The 16,545-nt window shown below is 46.6% G+C and carries 17 protein-coding genes; 11 read left to right on the top strand and 6 right to left on the bottom strand.

Annotated features, from left to right (window positions below; translation table 11 throughout):
* Positions 1–262 precede the first annotated feature (262 nt).
* The 6 genes from AC58PQ_RS00610 to AC58PQ_RS00585 all read left to right on the top strand — a co-directional run bounded on the left by AC58PQ_RS00610 (position 263) and on the right by AC58PQ_RS00585 (position 6,859).
* Entirely contained in the window at positions 263–1,153 is an 891-nt protein-coding gene (locus AC58PQ_RS00610; protein ID WP_497240614.1) for an ATP-binding protein, read from the top strand.
* 49 nt (positions 1,154–1,202) lie between these two features.
* Positions 1,203–3,086 carry a nitric oxide reductase activation protein NorD gene (locus tag AC58PQ_RS00605; protein WP_497240071.1) on the top strand — a complete coding sequence of 628 codons (1,884 nt, stop codon included), beginning with the start codon at positions 1,203–1,205 and terminating at the stop codon, positions 3,084–3,086.
* Between the two features lie 223 nt (positions 3,087–3,309).
* A complete protein-coding gene (gene purT, locus AC58PQ_RS00600; RefSeq protein ID WP_497240070.1) occupies positions 3,310–4,488 on the top strand; it encodes a formate-dependent phosphoribosylglycinamide formyltransferase in 1,179 nt (392 codons plus the stop codon).
* Between the two features lie 57 nt (positions 4,489–4,545).
* On the top strand, positions 4,546–5,019 hold the full coding sequence (locus AC58PQ_RS00595; protein WP_497240069.1) for an acyl-CoA thioesterase: 474 nt from the start codon (positions 4,546–4,548) through the stop codon (positions 5,017–5,019).
* Between the two features lie 212 nt (positions 5,020–5,231).
* Entirely contained in the window at positions 5,232–6,062 is an 831-nt protein-coding gene (locus AC58PQ_RS00590; RefSeq protein ID WP_497240068.1) for a VanW family protein, read from the top strand.
* The gene (locus AC58PQ_RS00585) at positions 6,059–6,859 is read left to right on the top strand and encodes a DUF817 domain-containing protein (RefSeq protein WP_497240067.1); all 801 of its coding nucleotides are present in this window, start codon (positions 6,059–6,061) and stop codon (positions 6,857–6,859) included. Before AC58PQ_RS00590 ends, AC58PQ_RS00585 begins: the two co-directional genes overlap by 4 nt.
* A 79-nt stretch (positions 6,860–6,938) precedes the next feature.
* On the opposite strand, the gene AC58PQ_RS00580 is transcribed toward AC58PQ_RS00585, so the two are convergent.
* The 4 genes from AC58PQ_RS00580 to cysT are packed head-to-tail and all read right to left on the bottom strand — an operon-like array spanning position 6,939 to position 10,798.
* Positions 6,939–8,045, bottom strand: coding sequence for a sulfate ABC transporter substrate-binding protein (locus tag AC58PQ_RS00580; protein WP_497240066.1), 1,107 nt, complete (start codon positions 8,043–8,045; stop codon positions 6,939–6,941).
* A 44-nt stretch (positions 8,046–8,089) separates the two neighbouring features.
* A complete protein-coding gene (locus AC58PQ_RS00575) occupies positions 8,090–9,175 on the bottom strand; it encodes an ABC transporter ATP-binding protein (RefSeq protein ID WP_497240065.1) in 1,086 nt (361 codons plus the stop codon).
* Positions 9,165–9,995: a sulfate ABC transporter permease gene (locus tag AC58PQ_RS00570; RefSeq protein ID WP_497240064.1), complete on the bottom strand. Its 831-nt coding sequence runs from the start codon at positions 9,993–9,995 to the stop codon at positions 9,165–9,167. The genes AC58PQ_RS00575 and AC58PQ_RS00570 overlap by 11 nt, the downstream gene beginning before the upstream one ends.
* Positions 9,992–10,798 carry a sulfate ABC transporter permease subunit CysT gene (gene cysT / locus AC58PQ_RS00565; protein WP_497240063.1) on the bottom strand — a complete coding sequence of 269 codons (807 nt, stop codon included), beginning with the start codon at positions 10,796–10,798 and terminating at the stop codon, positions 9,992–9,994. Before cysT ends, AC58PQ_RS00570 begins: the two co-directional genes overlap by 4 nt.
* Positions 10,799–11,136: 338 nt before the next feature.
* On the opposite strand from cysT, the gene AC58PQ_RS00560 reads away from it, so the two are divergent.
* The 3 genes from AC58PQ_RS00560 (at position 11,137) to AC58PQ_RS00550 (ending at position 13,302) form a co-directional block, all read left to right on the top strand.
* Entirely contained in the window at positions 11,137–11,967 is an 831-nt protein-coding gene (locus AC58PQ_RS00560) for an alpha/beta hydrolase family protein (RefSeq protein ID WP_497240062.1), read from the top strand.
* 21 nt (positions 11,968–11,988) lie between these two features.
* Positions 11,989–12,204, top strand: a complete 216-nt coding sequence (locus AC58PQ_RS00555; protein WP_497240061.1) for a YezD family protein — start codon at positions 11,989–11,991, stop codon at positions 12,202–12,204.
* Positions 12,205–12,318: 114 nt separating this feature from the next.
* Positions 12,319–13,302 (top strand): alpha/beta fold hydrolase, encoded by a 984-nt coding sequence (locus tag AC58PQ_RS00550; protein ID WP_497240060.1) that lies wholly within the window; start codon positions 12,319–12,321, stop codon positions 13,300–13,302.
* A gap of 74 nt (positions 13,303–13,376) precedes the next feature.
* Here the strand turns inward: AC58PQ_RS00550 and AC58PQ_RS00545 are convergent, their stop codons facing one another.
* Positions 13,377–13,799, bottom strand: a complete 423-nt coding sequence (locus tag AC58PQ_RS00545; protein ID WP_497240059.1) for an ester cyclase — start codon at positions 13,797–13,799, stop codon at positions 13,377–13,379.
* A 164-nt stretch (positions 13,800–13,963) separates the two neighbouring features.
* Between AC58PQ_RS00545 and AC58PQ_RS00540 the strand changes: the two genes are divergently transcribed.
* Together AC58PQ_RS00540 and AC58PQ_RS00535 are read left to right on the top strand one after the other, a co-directional pair.
* Entirely contained in the window at positions 13,964–14,677 is a 714-nt protein-coding gene (locus AC58PQ_RS00540; protein ID WP_497240058.1) for a hypothetical protein, read from the top strand.
* 233 nt (positions 14,678–14,910) lie between these two features.
* Entirely contained in the window at positions 14,911–15,480 is a 570-nt protein-coding gene (locus AC58PQ_RS00535; RefSeq protein WP_497240057.1) for a hypothetical protein, read from the top strand.
* A gap of 56 nt (positions 15,481–15,536) precedes the next feature.
* Here the strand turns inward: AC58PQ_RS00535 and AC58PQ_RS00530 are convergent, their stop codons facing one another.
* Positions 15,537–16,520 (bottom strand): electron transfer flavoprotein subunit alpha/FixB family protein, encoded by a 984-nt coding sequence (locus AC58PQ_RS00530; protein ID WP_497240056.1) that lies wholly within the window; start codon positions 16,518–16,520, stop codon positions 15,537–15,539.
* Positions 16,521–16,545: the final 25 nt, after the last annotated feature.

The raw sequence follows: 16,545 nt of genomic DNA, 5'->3' as shown, positions 1-16,545 counted from the left end.
CCTACTGCAGCTCGAGAATATGTGAGTATGTCTATAAAGAAGATGTGATGGTCGCCATTAATTACGAAACGGCTTACAGTTTAGCGCAGCTATACAACGAATTCCCTTCAAAGCCAAGCTGCCCTTCCTGCGGAGAGGCCATAGCTTTCTACGCACATTCTGTCATCGAGGAGCCTTGGCTTCCGTGAGAGGCTTGACAATTCGCGCTTTCCTGATAATAGTTAGAGGATAATGCAATCAGGAAAGGATTACCTACTCGATGATGACAGATTTAGTGAAGATAGATGCCTTACCTCCAGAAGTCCGCGCAAGTTTGGATGCGTATAATCGGATCATACATACAGCCGAAGACACTAAGTTAATTGGCGTTGCAGCGTATGAAGCGCCAACAGTGGAGCTTCTCACGGATGCGATCCTTTCACTCTTTTTAGGTAAAAATGTGCTGCTGAAGGGGCCAACAGGCTCTGGCAAAACGAAACTTGCTGAGCATGTGTCAGCCGTCTTCAATCAACCGTTGCACAGCGTTAATTGTTCAACGGATTTGGATGCGGAGGCGTTACTTGGCTTTAAAACATTAACGCATGATGAGCAGGGAAGAAGTCAGATTATTTTTATCCCTGGCCCCATCATGAAAGCTATGAAGAAAGGGCATTTGCTCTATATTGATGAGATTAATATGGCTAAGCCCGAAACCCTGCCATTAATAAATGGCGTTCTGGATCACCGCAGATCGATTACTAATCCTTTTACGGGTGAAGTCGTTACGGCGCATCCGAATTTTAGAGTGGTTGCAGCGATTAACGAAGGCTATATTGGTACGGTACCGTTAAATGAAGCATTGAAAAATCGTTTTGTCACGATTGATGTACCTTATTTGCAGGGTGAATTATTGTTTCAGTTATTAAAAAGCCGCTCTGTGTTACGTAATGAGAAGCTTTTGCGTACTTTCGTGCAGCTCTCGGCTGACTTGCTTTCCCTAATCGAAATGGGACAACTGCCCGATGAAGCGGGATCCATCAGAGCACTGTTAGACGCTTGTGATTTGTCGGCGTATATGCCACCGATGCGGGCGGTTACGCGAGCGATAGCGGATAAGCTAGAGGATGAAAGGGAACGTGCAGCTGTGATGAATACGGCTGAAACGTTATTGTAGCCCAATGTTTGTAGGAAGCCTTAGCCGTCTGGATGATAAAATCGATGCCATGCTGCATATGCAGCTGGTTGATTTGGCTCGTTTATTTACGAAACGTGGAAAGCTTGAAGTCGAAGCTGCATTTCACGCGCATTATGATGAGACAATCTCGCAAATGACTGTGAGTCAATTCTGGTGGGATTACCCGCTGCGCGATAAAACGGCTGGCATGAAGAGCGATGTGTATCTCCGTTGTCTTGGCAGCGCTTGGTTTACGGGGAGGGAGGCAATCGGCTCCTACCTGCATTATTGTTCGAGTGCGAGCTTCCCAAAGCTGGCGAATAGCTTATTTGCGCTTTGTGAAGATATGCGCTTAGAACGGATTTGCCGTATGCAACGTCCAGGAATGGGAGCTGTTTTTACACATCGCCATCGCATCCTAGGTGGTTATTTCCAGCATAAGCTCCGAACGCATTTGAGTAAGGGTGAGTTAGCGGATGCTGTGCTGTTATTGGTGTATGGATGGTTTACTGGAAAGTCGTGGCAGACTGAACAGTCTTCTTCTGTGCTTGGAAGCGAGCTATCAGGCCGTCTGGTGGGGCTCTATGAGGTGCTTGAACAGGTGGAAGAAGCGGCGCACACAGCTGAGGTAGCGACTTTGTGTGAACGGATGAACGAGGCGTTCGCAGGTTGGCTGGAGCGAGATGCTGTGGCTGCTTATTTCTGGACGCAGCAAGGCAGCGGCATCGCGGATCCCTTGCCTGCGGATTATAAAGGCGAGCTGAAGCGAGCAAAGCGGCTCGCCAATGATGATGTGCTCCCCGAGCAAGAGGGGGAGCGTCAATTACCAGGCCAAGAGCGGATGCCGACTTGGCATCGTGAGAGCAGCGACCGCAGCCCGGGGCTGCTGCGGTTCGAGCTCGAGCGCGGCGCACGCACCGCCGCGCAGGGCTCTGCGCCCCGTGAGGGCGATGCCGCCGACCAGGCGCTCGCCATCACCCAGGGGCGCTCGCAGCGCGCCCAGCGCACCGGCGCCGCCGCTGAGCGGCGCCAAGGGGCTTCCGTGCCCGCGGCTGCGGGGCACGGGGAGGGCCAGGTCGCCGCGTATGCGACGGCGACCTGGCTCTTGCCTGAACGTCCTACTGCTGCGCAGGAGGACGGGTTCAGGCGCTTGAGCGAGCGCGCAGCGCCGCTCGCGAAGCCCTTGCAGCGTGCGATACGGCGCACGCTGGAGCAGAAGCGGATCGCCCCGCGCGGCGATCGCCTGTTTGGGCGGCTCGATAAGCGGCTTACGCGAGCCGTCACGCAAGAGCTGCCGCGCCTCTTCTATAAGAAGCGCGCGCCGGTACCCCAGCTCGACGCAGCGTTCGCGCTGCTCGTCGACTGCTCGGCGTCCATGTATGACAAAATGGACGAAACCAAGCTCGGTCTCGTGCTATTCCACGAGACCTTAAGAGAATTGCGAATCCCCCATGAAGTCGTGGGATTCTGGGAGGACGCGGACCGCGTCACGGAGCAGGAGGCACCGAACCTGTTCCAGGTTGCGGTGGACTTCGGCTCCTGCCTCGCGGCCTCAAGCGGAGCGGCTCTGATGCAGCTGGAGCCGCAGCAGGACAATCGCGATGGCTTCGCCATTCGCGAGATGACGAAGCGGCTGCTGCGGCGCACAGAGCGGCAGCGCATCCTCCTCGTGTTCTCGGATGGGGAGCCATCGGCAGCCAACTACAATGATGTCGGCATCCTTGATACACACGAAGCTGTTCTACAAGCTAGACGCATGGGTGTCGAAGTGATCAGCGTGTTTCTCGCTAACGGAACTGTGCATGAAACACAGCGGAACGCGATGCGTAATATGTATGGGCGGAGCAGTATCGTTGTGCCGAACGTCGAGGAGCTGCATGAACAGCTCGTGCCAATTTTGCGTAAACTTCTGCTGAAATCGATTACGACATAAACTCCAGTTATTTTATAGGATTTTTCGGTTGTCTCCACGCCAAGAGTAACTTCCAGTAGCTCAATCTGAAGATCTAATCTATCTTTTACCCTCAAAATCCAGTACAATAGATCAGGGTCATTCTCGGTAAATTTCGCTAAACTCCGACAAAGTCGGTTGTCTTACATACGTATCAAACATTCATCGCTTGTACTCATCATTCATTTAGGAGGCATATAATCTCATGTACGGAGCACCGTTATCAAACAAATCCAAAAAAATCATGCTGCTAGGCTCTGGTGAGCTTGGTAAAGAAGTCATCATTGAAGCGCAGCGTCTCGGAATTGAGACAATTGCCGTAGATCGTTATGCGAACGCTCCAGCTATGCAGGTTGCACATCGCAGTCACGTTATTTCGATGCTGGATGGCGAGCAGCTTCGTGCGATTATCGAAAAAGAGCGTCCTGATCTCATCGTACCCGAAATTGAAGCGATTGCGACTTCTGTTCTTGTCGACCTTGAAAAAGAAGGTTACCGCGTTATCCCAACGGCGACAGCATCCCGTTTAACGATGGACAGAGAAGGTATTCGTCGACTAGCATCCGAAACATTGGGCTTGCGCACAGCCAAGTATGAATTTGCTAATTGTCTTGAAGAATTGCACGCTGCTGTAGCGGTGATTGGGACACCTTGTGTGATCAAACCAATCATGAGCTCTTCTGGTAAAGGGCAAAGTGTATGCCGCACACCTGAGGGAGTAGAAGCTTCGTGGAACATTGCAATGGAAGGTGGACGTGCGAAGAACGCGCGTGTCATCGTCGAAGAATTTATTCATTTTGAATCCGAAATTACCTTGTTGACGGTTCGTTCTGTCTCAGGGACAACCTACTGTGAGCCGATCGGTCACATTCAAAAAGACGGCGATTACATCGAATCCTGGCAGCCGCATACCATGTCGGAGCAGCAAATTATCGATGCCCAGCAAATGGCCAAGACCATTACTGACGCACTCGGAGGCCATGGGCTGTATGGCGTTGAATTATTCCTGACGGCAGATGGCGTTTACTTCAGTGAAGTCTCGCCGCGCCCGCATGACACGGGTATGGTCACGATGGCAACTCAGGACCTTAGTGAGTTTGCGCTGCATGCGAGAGCTATTCTTGGATTCCCGATTACAGGAGTTCGCTTGCTAACGCCTGGTGCAAGCTACACGCTAAAAGCAGATCGCGAGCAAGTTGAGTATACGATTAGCGGCATTGATGAGGCATTATCCGTTCCGAATACGCAGGTTCGTGTGTTTGGTAAGCCGGAAACTAAAGTAGGTCGCCGTATGGCAGTAGCCCTTAGTTCTGGAGATACGGTAGAAGAGGCACGCAGCCTAGCCAAAGAAGCGGCTAGTAAGCTCACTTTGAATTACAACTAACTGTATGACTGCAGTACGATGTACCATGTCTGAGGTCATTAACCGGAGGCAATCACTATGGAACCCAAAGCAGCAAGACTGTCTCGAACCGTGTTGACAGAAATTATTTTACCGGCGGACACGAACTACCATAACACTGTGTTTGGCGGTCGTGTTATGCAGTATATAGATAAAGTTGCAACCATCGCATCGATGCGTCATTGTCGTAAGAGCGTGGTAACAGCGTCGAGTGATAGCTTGGATTTCTTCGCTCCGGTTAGGCTTGGTGAGGCGATTCAGTTGGAGGCATTTGTCACGTGGACGCATCGCAGTTCGATGGAGGTTTATGTGAAAATTGAGTCGGAGAATCTGCTTACCGGCGAAAAGAAGCACACTGCTACCTCATTCCTTACTTTTGTCGCTTTAGATGAGCAAGGACAGCCATGTCCCGTTCCAGGCATTATCGCAGAGACGGATGAAGAGAAACGGTTGTTTGAATCCGCGGAAGCGCGTTTTACAGCGCGAAAGCTTCGCAAAGAAAAGCGTCTATAAGACTTTGTAGCGCATGTTACAGTCAGCAGTTCCTACATGAGGGCTGCTTTTTTTCGTTGGATAAGAAAGAACACTGGTCGAATATGGGTTATATCTGTTATAAGTGAGTATGGAAACTAGTACTATTGCACAACTTTTTGCTTGCTTATGAAGTCAAATGAAAGAGGAATACATGCCTCCATTTCATTTACGCAGATAAGGATGAAAAATCAGTGGAACTTCTAGACATAAAACAACGATTAGGCAAGCAGTTTCCTTTCTTATATAGGCTCCGCGTCAAGCAGCTTATGTTAAAAAGGCGACTCATCAATCTAAATCCAAAAATCAAATATGCTCAAGGAAGAAGTGCACAGCACCTTACTTACACAGTGAAGAAGCATAAATCGATTTTGCGGCGAGTGCTCGGAAACACGGATCCTATTTTACAAGAAAATAAGATCGTTAACTTGAAAATCGCTCTGCGACAGGTAGATGGGCTGGTGATTCATCCTGGTGAAACGTTTTCCTTTTGGAAGCTTATCGGTGTGACAAGTAAAGAAAAAGGTTATATCGAAGGCCTCATGCTATCGCATGGCGAAGTTTGTGTTGGAACGGGAGGTGGACTATGTCAGTTAGCGAATATGCTATATTGGTTGGCCTTACACACGCCGCTAGTGATTAAAGAAAGGCACCATCACAGCTTTGATCTATTTCCAGACGACCGAAGAGTAATACCATTCGGGACGGGGACGAGTGTGTTTTATAATTACGTCGATTTGCAATTTGTTAATCCGACCCCTAATCGGTTTCAATTTAGTCTTGAGGTTACAGAAGAATACTTAGAAGGCTCGATTCATTGCGATACGGAATTAACTTTCGACTATAAAGTGAAAGAGAAGAATCATGCATTTTATCAAAAGGCGAACAAATGGTATAGAGGGAATGAAATTTGGCGGCAAAAGATCAACAAACAAGATGATTCTCTCGTGGATGAAGAGTTAGTTAACGTGAATCATTCAGAAGTGAAATATATGACGTCAAACGGATCTCAGGAGAACCAATGAAGAGAGAATATGTGAAGGATTTTTTCGTATTCGGGTGGAAGCAGGCCCTTTGCTGTATATTTCCGGTTGTTATATTTATAACATTGGCAGTGTCCAAAGCAATAGCCATACCCTTCGTGCATCGTTATGATTTCATTTTACTCGTGTGCATTCTTGCACAAGTTGTATTAGTGTGGTCAAAGCTAGAGAGTGTAGATGAACTCAAGGTTATTACGGTATTTCACATCATCGGCCTTGGACTCGAGTTGTTTAAGGTGCATATGGGCTCGTGGTCCTATCCAGAGGAAGGTTGGACGAAAATAGCCGGAGTTCCGCTATATAGCGGCTTCATGTATGCCAGTGTGTCAAGTTTTGTGTGTCAGTCGTGGAAAAGATTGGATTTGCATCTCGTCCATTGGCCAAGAACGTCCATTGCGATCCTGATGTCGATAGGCATCTATGCTAATTTCTTTACTCATCATTTTGCGTATGATATTAGGTGGATTCTCATTGCCTTAATTGTGATTCTCTTTTACAAATCCAATATTCGGTTCACGGTCACCACCAAGACCTATCGTATACACACGATACTTTCCTTTATGTTAGTTGCTTTTTTTATTTGGCTTGCTGAAAATATTTCCACCTTTCTTGGCGCTTGGCGCTACCCAGATCAAGAAATTTCTTGGCGAATTGTTCATTGGGGTAAAATTAGTTCCTGGTTTTTGCTTGTCATCATCACGATTATTATCGTGGCGGAATTGAAGCGGATTAAATATCCAGAGCAGGTTGAAGGTGCGCCGCTGAAACGGAGGAAATAGTAGAAGGACAATTCAGTCAAAAGTGAATAAAATACCCCTCAGAGCACTCGTGCTCTGAGGGGTATTCGTCCAATCTTAGTTACTTAGCTCCGCCTTCGGCAAGGATGGTTTCCCAAATTGCGCCTTTACCGTAAAGCTCTTTGTTCACTTTATCCCAACCGCCAAGGTATTCGATATTGAAGAGGCCAGCAGGTGTTGTATAGTTTTTCTCATATTGTTTAGCGACTTCAGGAAGCACAGAGCGGAAGCCTTTATCAGCAAATACTTTCTGTGCATCAGCAGCGAAGAGGTAGTCATAGAACGCTTGAACAGCTATACGATTGCCATGCTTATCAACATTTTTATCAATAATAGCAACTGGATTCTCAATGGACGTTGTGTATTGTGGAATTACTTCTACATATTTCTTGCCGGATTGAATACGAGCAACAAGCTCATTCTCATAAGTGATGATCGCATCGCCAACACCTTTATCGAAGGTAGCTAGGGAATCAGCGCCGCTCTTATCTAGGACTTTGATGTTTTTGTAGATTTTAGCTACAAGATCTTTCGCTACTGCAGGATCTTGCTTACCAGCAGCTTCGGAAATTTTGAGACCAGCACCGTAGACCGCATTGATATCCCATTTTGCTCCACCTGAAGTACTTGGGTTAGGAATGAGAACTTCAACACCTGGCTTAGTCAGATCGGACCAGTCTTTAATGCCTTTTGGATTCCCTTCACGTACTCCAATAGCTGCAATGGAGGTAGTTACGAAACCTTTGTATTTGTTATTTTTCCAGTCGTGTGTGATTAAGCCTTTTTCCACGATTTTTTGAATATCGCCTTCAAGAGAGAGAGGAGCGATGTCTGCTTCGAACCCTTGAATGATGGCTGTAGCTTGTGAGCCGGATGCCACGTAAGATTCTTGGAATTCTACCGTTGTACCGGTTTTCTTTTTATAGTCTTCTTTAAATTTAGGTAGGATAACATCAAAGGATTCTTTCAAAATGGAATAAGCACCGATTGTAATCGTAACTTTACCGCCTTCAGCTTTCGGTGTCGCACTAGCAGCAGCTGTTGTCGCTGCGGCAGTAGGTGCACTTGTACTAGCCGTTTTCGTCGTGCCGGATCCGCAAGCTGTCAGTGCAATACTTGCTGTGAATAAAGCTGCAGTAACAAGGCCAAGCGTTTTGAAATTTTTCATGGTTAACAACTCCCCTTCTTTTCTAAAGCTTATTTTTCCAAAAATCATATGAAAACAGGCTGTGGGTCTTGTTTGGCCTGATTATCAATCCAGGTTGTGCCTGATTGGGTAAATACTGAAATCTGGTGGATAAGGATGTTAACTTCATCGCCAACTTGGTAAATGCGATCTTTCACAGGTTGATAGGCGAAAAGCTTGAATTGACCAGTATTCATTTCCAAATACCAAGAATCCCCGCGGAAGTGAACATGCGTAACCTTGCCTTTTTCACCGGCGGTAGCCAAATGGCCAACGTTAGACGGTCGAACTTCGATATTCTCAGGGCGTATGAGCACATTCACATCAGGAAGCCATTTGCCATCTTGTTGAAGATCAGCAAGCGTAGGGAATCCGACAAGCGGCGAATAAGAGGGAAGCACGTTAGATTCACCAATGAAGGATGCTGCGAATGAGGATGCAGGCTTCGTATAAATCTCCCAAGGACTTCCTTGCTGTTCGATTTTTCCGCCTTGGACCAAAATGATCTCATCGGCGACCTCGATCGCCTCATCCTGATCATGCGTAACAAAAAGAGTCGTTACTTTGAATTCACTGATGAGATTTCGCAGCCAGACGCGAAGCTCTTTGCGGATTTTGGCATCGATCGCCGCGAAAGGCTCATCGAGTAGAAGCAGTCGCGGTTCAGGCGCTAATGCTCTGGCAAAGGCAACACGTTGGCGTTGCCCGCCTGATAATTGATGCGGATATTTCCGCTCATGTCCTGCGAGTCCCATTAAGTTCAACAAATAAGAAACGCGATCCTGAATCTCGGCCTTCGATTTCTTAAGCACCTTTAATCCATAAGCAACGTTGTCAAACACCGTCATATGCTTGAAGAGGGCATAGCTTTGAAAGACGAATCCAATGCCTCTTTCTTGCACAGGGAGGTGAGTGGCTAGCTTACCATCGAAATAAATGTCGCCGCCAGTCGGGGATTCGAGTCCAGATAGCATCCGAAGGATGGAGGTTTTGCCACCGCCACTGGGTCCAATCAATCCGACAAGATGCCCTTCTTGTATTTTAAAATTTACGTCTTTGATCGCATGAAATTCACCGTAATGTTTATTTAGGTTAGTCACTTCAATGTGCATGTGGGGATCCTCCTCCATGGTTTCTCGTTGCTTCACTTCTTCGCTTTAACCACTCTAACGCTAACAAAATCGTGATGGATATAAGACCTAATACGAAAGCAACGCTATTGGCTGCTACAAGCTGGAACTGTTCAGCGTCTTGATAGACGAGTGTAGTTGCTGTTTGTGTTTGATTGATGATATTGCCGGATACAACTAGGATAGATCCGAATTCACCGAGCGACCGAGCAATGGTCAAAATTAACCCATATACGACGCCCCAACGAATACTCGGCCATGTGACCTGGAAGAAAGTGCGCCATGGTCCCGCTCCTAAGGTTGCGGATGCTTCTTCGGACTGTGTTCCGATTTCTTCAAGTAATGGAACTACTTCACGAACCATTAAAGGGAATGTGATAAACATGGTAGCAATAACCATCCCCGGAATCGCATAAACAATTTTCATGTTATGGTCTTCGAGGAAAGCGCCAAGCGCTGTGTTGGGTCCGAAAATCAAGATAACCATTAAACCTACAATGACAGGTGATACCGCAAATGGGAGATCGATCAGGGCATTGATGATCGGTTTCAGATGGCGGGAAATCCAAGAGCCTCTTACAATTTCTAAAGAAATATAAATACCGATAATGGCATTAAGAACAGTAACGATCGTGACGATGATTAGTGATATCTTCATTGCATGTAAGGCTTCAGGACGAACAAGTGCATCTAGGAAGGCACGGGGACCCTCTTCAAACGCTCCGAAGGTAATTCCCAAGAAAGGCAATATAATTAGTAGGAATATAACCGAAAAAGAAATGCCGATTAATAGTCTTCTCATGCTAGCCGCCCCTTTCCGTGAGTCCATACATGGATTCCCCATAAAATCAGGACGGAGAGTGTCAGGAGGACAAGTGAGATGGCAGCTGCGCCTTCTGGATTGTAGTTTTGTGTTTCACCATATATATAGACCGAGGCGACCATCGTTTTTCCAGGTAAGTTACCGGAGATAAGGGAGATGGCACCGAATTCTGCAAGTGATCGGGAGAAAGCGAGCATACTGCCGGCAATCGTACCGGGTAAAAGTGCTGGTAATACGATGCGGTAAAAGGTATAGAACCTATTGGCACCTAGTGTGAAACTCGCTTGTTCTTCCGCTGGATCGATCTGCTCCAATAAGGGTTGAACCGTTCGAACAACGAATGGAAAGGTGACGAAGACGAGTCCGATCACAATGGCGGTTTGATTATAAAGCAGCTTAATTCCCACAGAGTCAAGCCAAGCTCCTAATGGACTTTGTGGTCCTAGTAGGGTGAGAAACATTAAGCCTGCGACGGATGTTGGTAGTGAGAAGGGCAGATCAACCATACTGCCCAGAATGCTCTGTCCTCGGAATCGATATCGGACAAGAACGTATGCAATGATCGTTCCTACCACTGCTTGGATCACCGTAGCGATAATGCTTAACTTTACTGTTAATACAATTGACTTCCATGCTAAAGGTCCTGTGACTTCTTTCCAAAAAGGCTCCCATCCTAACGAAAATCCTTTGACATAGATGGAGGCAATGGGGATAAGAAGAAACACAATTAAGTAGCCTATAAGCACGGATCGAACCGTCGCTTTAAAAACCTTGTTACGCATGGAACACCACCTATCCTCATAAAACATACCAACTTACTTGGTTTTATTAAAATGACTATAACAGCGACAGGATTATTCTGTCAATATGTAATTTGGGAAATAATATGTGATGTCAAGAATTTATCTTTGCATATATTTGCATATAGTAGAAAAGAAAAATGAATCTAGAATTTGCCCTTTATGAGAGGTGCGACAGAACTGGATGTTTACAAAAAATGCTTGGATAATTATGTGAATTGTTCATTGACACCATTATTTTGCCATGCTAAGATGAGTTTATATTCTAATTCCGAGTAAATTCATAAGAATAATATGAGTAATGAAAGGGAGTTACCAGCATGGAGCATGCCATCACGATTCAAAGCGACGATATCGAGTTAGCCGCAACGTTACATTATCCTACACAGCAACCCGCCGCGGTTCAAGCCGATTGTCAGCGTTGGCCCTTAATCATCATTTGTCACGGATTTATTGGGAGTCGAATCGGGGTTGACCGGCTTTTTGTTAAGGCGGCTCGTTTTTTTAGCGCGCAAGGTTATTTTGTTCTTCGTTTTGATTATGGCGGTTGTGGTGAAAGTACGGGTGATTATGGTGCAGGTGGGTTAGATTTCCTCATTGAGCAGACCCGTCGAGTTATTGATTATGGTGTTTCCATTGATTGTGTGGATATGAGTCGAGTTATCCTGCTTGGACATAGTTTAGGTGGAGCCGCGGCAGTCCTGACTGCAGCTAAGGATCATCGCGTGAAAACACTTGTACTTTGGTCAGCTGTTGCGCATCCTCACAACGATATTATGCGAATCGTCGGCAAAAACGAATACGAGAAACTGCCACAAGGTGGCACGATCGATCATCATGGATATAAACTAACAAGTCGATTCTTCGAATCGTTATCACAGCATCAACCGTTTGAGCAATTACGTAAATTTACTGGCGATGTGTTTGTCGTTCATGGTACTGCTGATGAAACAATACCTGTCGATTATGCGCCTTTATATCAGAAGATGTTCTGGCTGCGTAAAGAAGGGCAATGTGACCTAGAGCTCGTATATCAAGCAAATCATACGTACTCGACGACACCTTCAACAACTGAATTGCTGGAGAAAACGGGAGATTGGCTCAATTTTTCATATAAACGAAACAAAGAGTGGAATGATTGGACAATTTAAAATGACTTGGAGGCATTTTCGATGGCGAAACCACTGGAACTAGATGAAGTTTGGGTAGAGCGAATTAAGCAAATTTTGGATGGGTTAGAGTATGGTTCAGTGCAAATTGTTGTCCACGACGGCAAGATTACACAGATTGATAAGACAGAAAGAAAAAGATTTGAAACAACGGCCATCCCGCAAGCTCAAGCAACTTTACAAGCCGTGAAATCAAATAAACAAAAAAGTAAAGTTTAGTTTTCTTATTGCACTTATACTTTGGCCCTCATTCATTAGGAATGGGGGCTGTTTTCATGCGTCAGAAGACGTATACTATAGAGGAATAGAAGCGGGATCTGGAAGGGGAGTCTTATGCGTAAAGGGCACTTTATTTTGGAAGATACGCAGGGAATCAATCACTATGTGTACGAGTGGCTTCCTTCGGAAGACATGGAATTGAAGGGCATTGTGCAAATTGCCCATGGTATGGCAGAAACAGCTGCCAGATATGAACGATTAGCTGAAGTATTAACGAAGAATGGGTACGCGGTCTATGCAAATGATCATTTGGGACATGGACGAACCGCAGGTTCACTTGACGCTGTGGGCAAATTTGGCAAGAATAGCTTCCATGCGATGGCTGACGTAATGGGTCAAATTACGATACAAATTCGTTCGCGATGTGTGGATAACATCCAGTTCAATATACGAGATAAAGAGCGAGATAAGCTGCCGTTATTCATGCTGGGTCATAGTATGGGGTCATTTTTAACACAGTATTATATGGTTTCTCATATGGAACGGAATCCTGAGCATGTGCAAGGAATTATATTGTCTGGCTCGAACGGGAAAGAAGGTGCTGCGCTTCATGCCGGGATTGCGATTGCGACAATGGAAGCCGCATTTCGAGGGGATCATTTTAGAAGCTTGATGTTGACTGCGCTGTCTTTCGGGAACTTTAACGCTCGATTTAAGCCGAATCGCACGGCGTTTGATTGGTTGAGTCGAGATGAACAAGAAGTAGATGCTTATTTAGAGGATCCATATTGTGGCGGCGTCTTTACTTCAGGGTACTTTAGAGATTTCTTTAAGGGTCTGAAAGAAATTCATCAACCCCAGCATTTGAATCGCATTCAGAAGAATGTTCCTATCTATATTTTTTCAGGTGAGGAAGATCCTGTAGGCGGACAAGGTAAAGGTGTGCGCAGACTAATTCATGAATACGAAAAGCTTGGGATTCAAGATATCAGCTATAAGCTGTATCCAGGTGGCAGACATGAGATGTTGAATGAAATTAACCGCGATGAGGTTATGGGGGATATTGTTGCTAGGTTGGATAGTTGGATTGGGAAATAGAAGTAGGTGTTGGTGAAAAAGCTGTTCCGATAGGCCGTAAAAGGCTGGTTCGGAGCAGCTTTTTTTGCGCATAACTAAGCGTTTCGAACAAGTTGAGCACGAATGCCTTCGCGGTCGATTTGGATCCAGTATTCTACGATTCGTTCATTCTCTACGCGATAAACAGCACTGGCAATTTCAATGATCGTTTTGCCCGTAGGCGGGTAGCCATCGACATCACCGATATGCGTGCCGGTCTGCTTCCACCTCACATAGACACGATCCTCTTGAGCGAGGAGATCCTGAACTTCTAATTGAAATGAGCCGTACGAGGCGAGCATCTCTCGTACATGATCAGCGTAATTCGCTGGAGTACGATGAACAGTCGTTTCATTTTCAGCCGTCATTTGATGAGCTAGCACCTGTTCGGCCATGTAGTCATGGGCTGCTTCGGGTTGCTGTCCAGAACGAACTACCTGGAAGAACTGTTGGACGACTTCTCTTGGTAATAATGGCATCAGGGGTTGCTCCTTAAATGAAAAGAATGAGTTATAGGTAGAAACAGTATAGGGGAAGGTGGGGTGAAGTTCAAGATTTACATGATAGTACATTGTGAAACTTTTATGTTGCGCTCAGCGTCTTATTTTTGATATGAGAAATGAGTTGAAAGTAGGAATTAAACTTGAGAAAGTTACTAATTGTGGTCTTAATAATGATGCTAACTAGCTGTAGCCCGATTGAAAGAGTGAAGAAACTGATGCGACTTAGTTCAAATTGTGGGGGGGTTATCGATTGGGTTGATTTTGTAATGATCAATGATATTTCATATGGAGCCAAACAGGAGATCGGCAATCAGCCGATGCTTAAGGGGAAGAAGCTGGGTGAGGTTCAACACCGAGTAGCTGATAATGTAACATGTACCGACTATCAGACGAAGAATGGTGATGCTGCATTTTTACAAGAAGGAACGGAAATTTATGAGATCCAGGGATATTCAGAGAATTTTCGTGTGATGGCAGGGGGGGGAATCTATGAAGTTTCAATAAACCACAAAGCTAAAACCATCGAAGACCTGTATGATATCAAGGGCAAAGTGGCTAAAATCATAATCTCCCGCGATACGCATGATCAGGACATCCGTACGATCGATCCTGCCAAAATAGAAACAATAACGAATTTGTTCCTGAAGCGTGAACGAATTGGCCTCGAAGAAATCTATAAACGCGGTGTTCCTAAAACCACTTATCAATATTTTATGGAATTCATTTTACAGGATGGAACATCAGTAAGGACTAAGTATATGGCTGGAAGTGAGGTGTTCAGTCAAGGAGCATATCTAGGTCCAGAGTTGGAAAAAGAAATGAAAGCGATCACGATGACTGAATGGAATCAATAGATTAATATGGAGATGGTGTATGTACAATGGATAAAACAAAAAAGAACGTAATCAAAATATCTATCCTAATTATGATATTGCTGCTTGCTGGTTGCAAGCCTTTTGGTGCTAAATGCTCGTGCGGTGACCCAGTTGAATTGAACCAGGGAAGGGCTTGAAACATTTGGGAACTCTGACACGTTTATGGTTTGTGTGAGTAGATAAAGTTGGCGGAGTTAGAAGGGGGAGTTGCGGTGAGAAGAGTAATAAGTTTGATCCTGATGACTGTTCTAGGTTTAAGTTTCATGACGATCTTCACTTCTTCGACTGCGTATGCTTGTTCATGTGCTCGCCCCCAAACTGTCGAAGCGCAATTTAGTGGTTCGGAAGCCGTTTTTGCTGGTCGTGCCCTTGAAGTGAAGGAGCAAAGATCCTTAAACGGAAGATTGACGAAAGCAGCGCTGTTCGAAGTAAGCCGCATATGGAAAGGCGGTCCTGAATCTCAAATCATTATTTACACGGGAAGCGGTGGCGGGGATTGTGGATTTAATTTTGAAGAAGGTAAGGAATATTTGGTATATGCTCGTCCTTCTACCATGTATGGAGACAAAGAGTTACTTGTCACTATCATTTGCGATCGGACGGTTGTTTTAGATCAAGCACAAGCGGATCTAGGGGTATTAGGTGAGGGCAAAATTCCAACGAAACAAGTTCATCTTGAAGGTGATCTGAATCGGTTGCATCCCTATGTCTGGGTTGCAATAATTGGAATTGCTGTAATTGGAACGATGATTTTCTTTGTTCGGCGAAGGAAGAGAAAATAATACTTAAAACAAGCCCCCTTCGCGCAGCGCAAAGGGGGCTCGTTGCTGCTGCTGTTTTACGCCAGCAGCTTCCTAAACTCCTCGGTCAGCAGCGGCACGACCTCGAACAGATCGCCGACGATGCCGTAGTCGGCGACTTTAAAGATCGGCGCCTCCGCATCCTTGTTAATGGCGATGATGACGCGCGAAGAGCTCATCCCCGCCAGATGCTGAATGGCGCCGCTAATGCCGCACGCGATGTAAATTTCCGGCGTCACGACCTTGCCGGTCTGGCCGATCTGCATCGCGTATTCGCAGTACCCCGCGTCGCAGGCTCCGCGGGAAGCCCCAACCGCGCCGCCTAAGACGGCAGCCAGCTCTTCGAGCGGCTGGAAGCCATCGGCGCTCCGCACGCCCCGTCCACCGGAGACGACGATCTTGGCTTCAGCCAAGTCGATCGTGCCGGACGTCTTTTTCACGACCTCCCGGATGATGCTGCGCAGGGAGGGGGCGGGGTAGGCAACATCGATGAGCTGTGCTTGACGCGAAGCGTCAGGCTCTGCGGCCGCGATGTTATTCGGTCTTACCGTGACGACCCATGGCGCGACAGGGTCGGTGAACGCTTTCTTCTCGACCGCTTTGCCTGCGTAAAGCGGTCGCGTGAACAGCACGCTATCGCCGCTGCGCTCGATGGCGGTAACGTCGGAGATTTGGCCTGCGGCGAGCGAAGCCGCAGCCAATGGGGCAAGATCTCGGCCCATAGCCGTGTGGCCGAAATACAGTGCCTGTGGTCCTGCAACAGCAGTCACAGCCAACAACGCACTCAAAAACGCCTCTGAGCTATAGCTCTCAAGCTGAGGGTCCTCAACAACATAGATCACTTCTGCGCCATAAGCGGCCAGCTCGCCAGCCAACTCTTTTGTGCCAGCACCTCCGATCAAGACAGCAGAAAGTGTATCACCATCGGCAGCAGAAAGCTGTGCGGAACGTAATGCTTCAAAGGAAACTTGACGAAGCTTGCCACTGCGAGCCTCTGCCACTACGAGAAATTGTTTAGCCATCGATGTAACCTCCCTAAAATAGTAT

Source organism: Paenibacillus sp. J22P143 (assembly GCF_059692035.1).
Note: the sequence above shows the minus strand (reverse complement) of the source record. Positions and strands in the feature narration are given on the sequence as shown.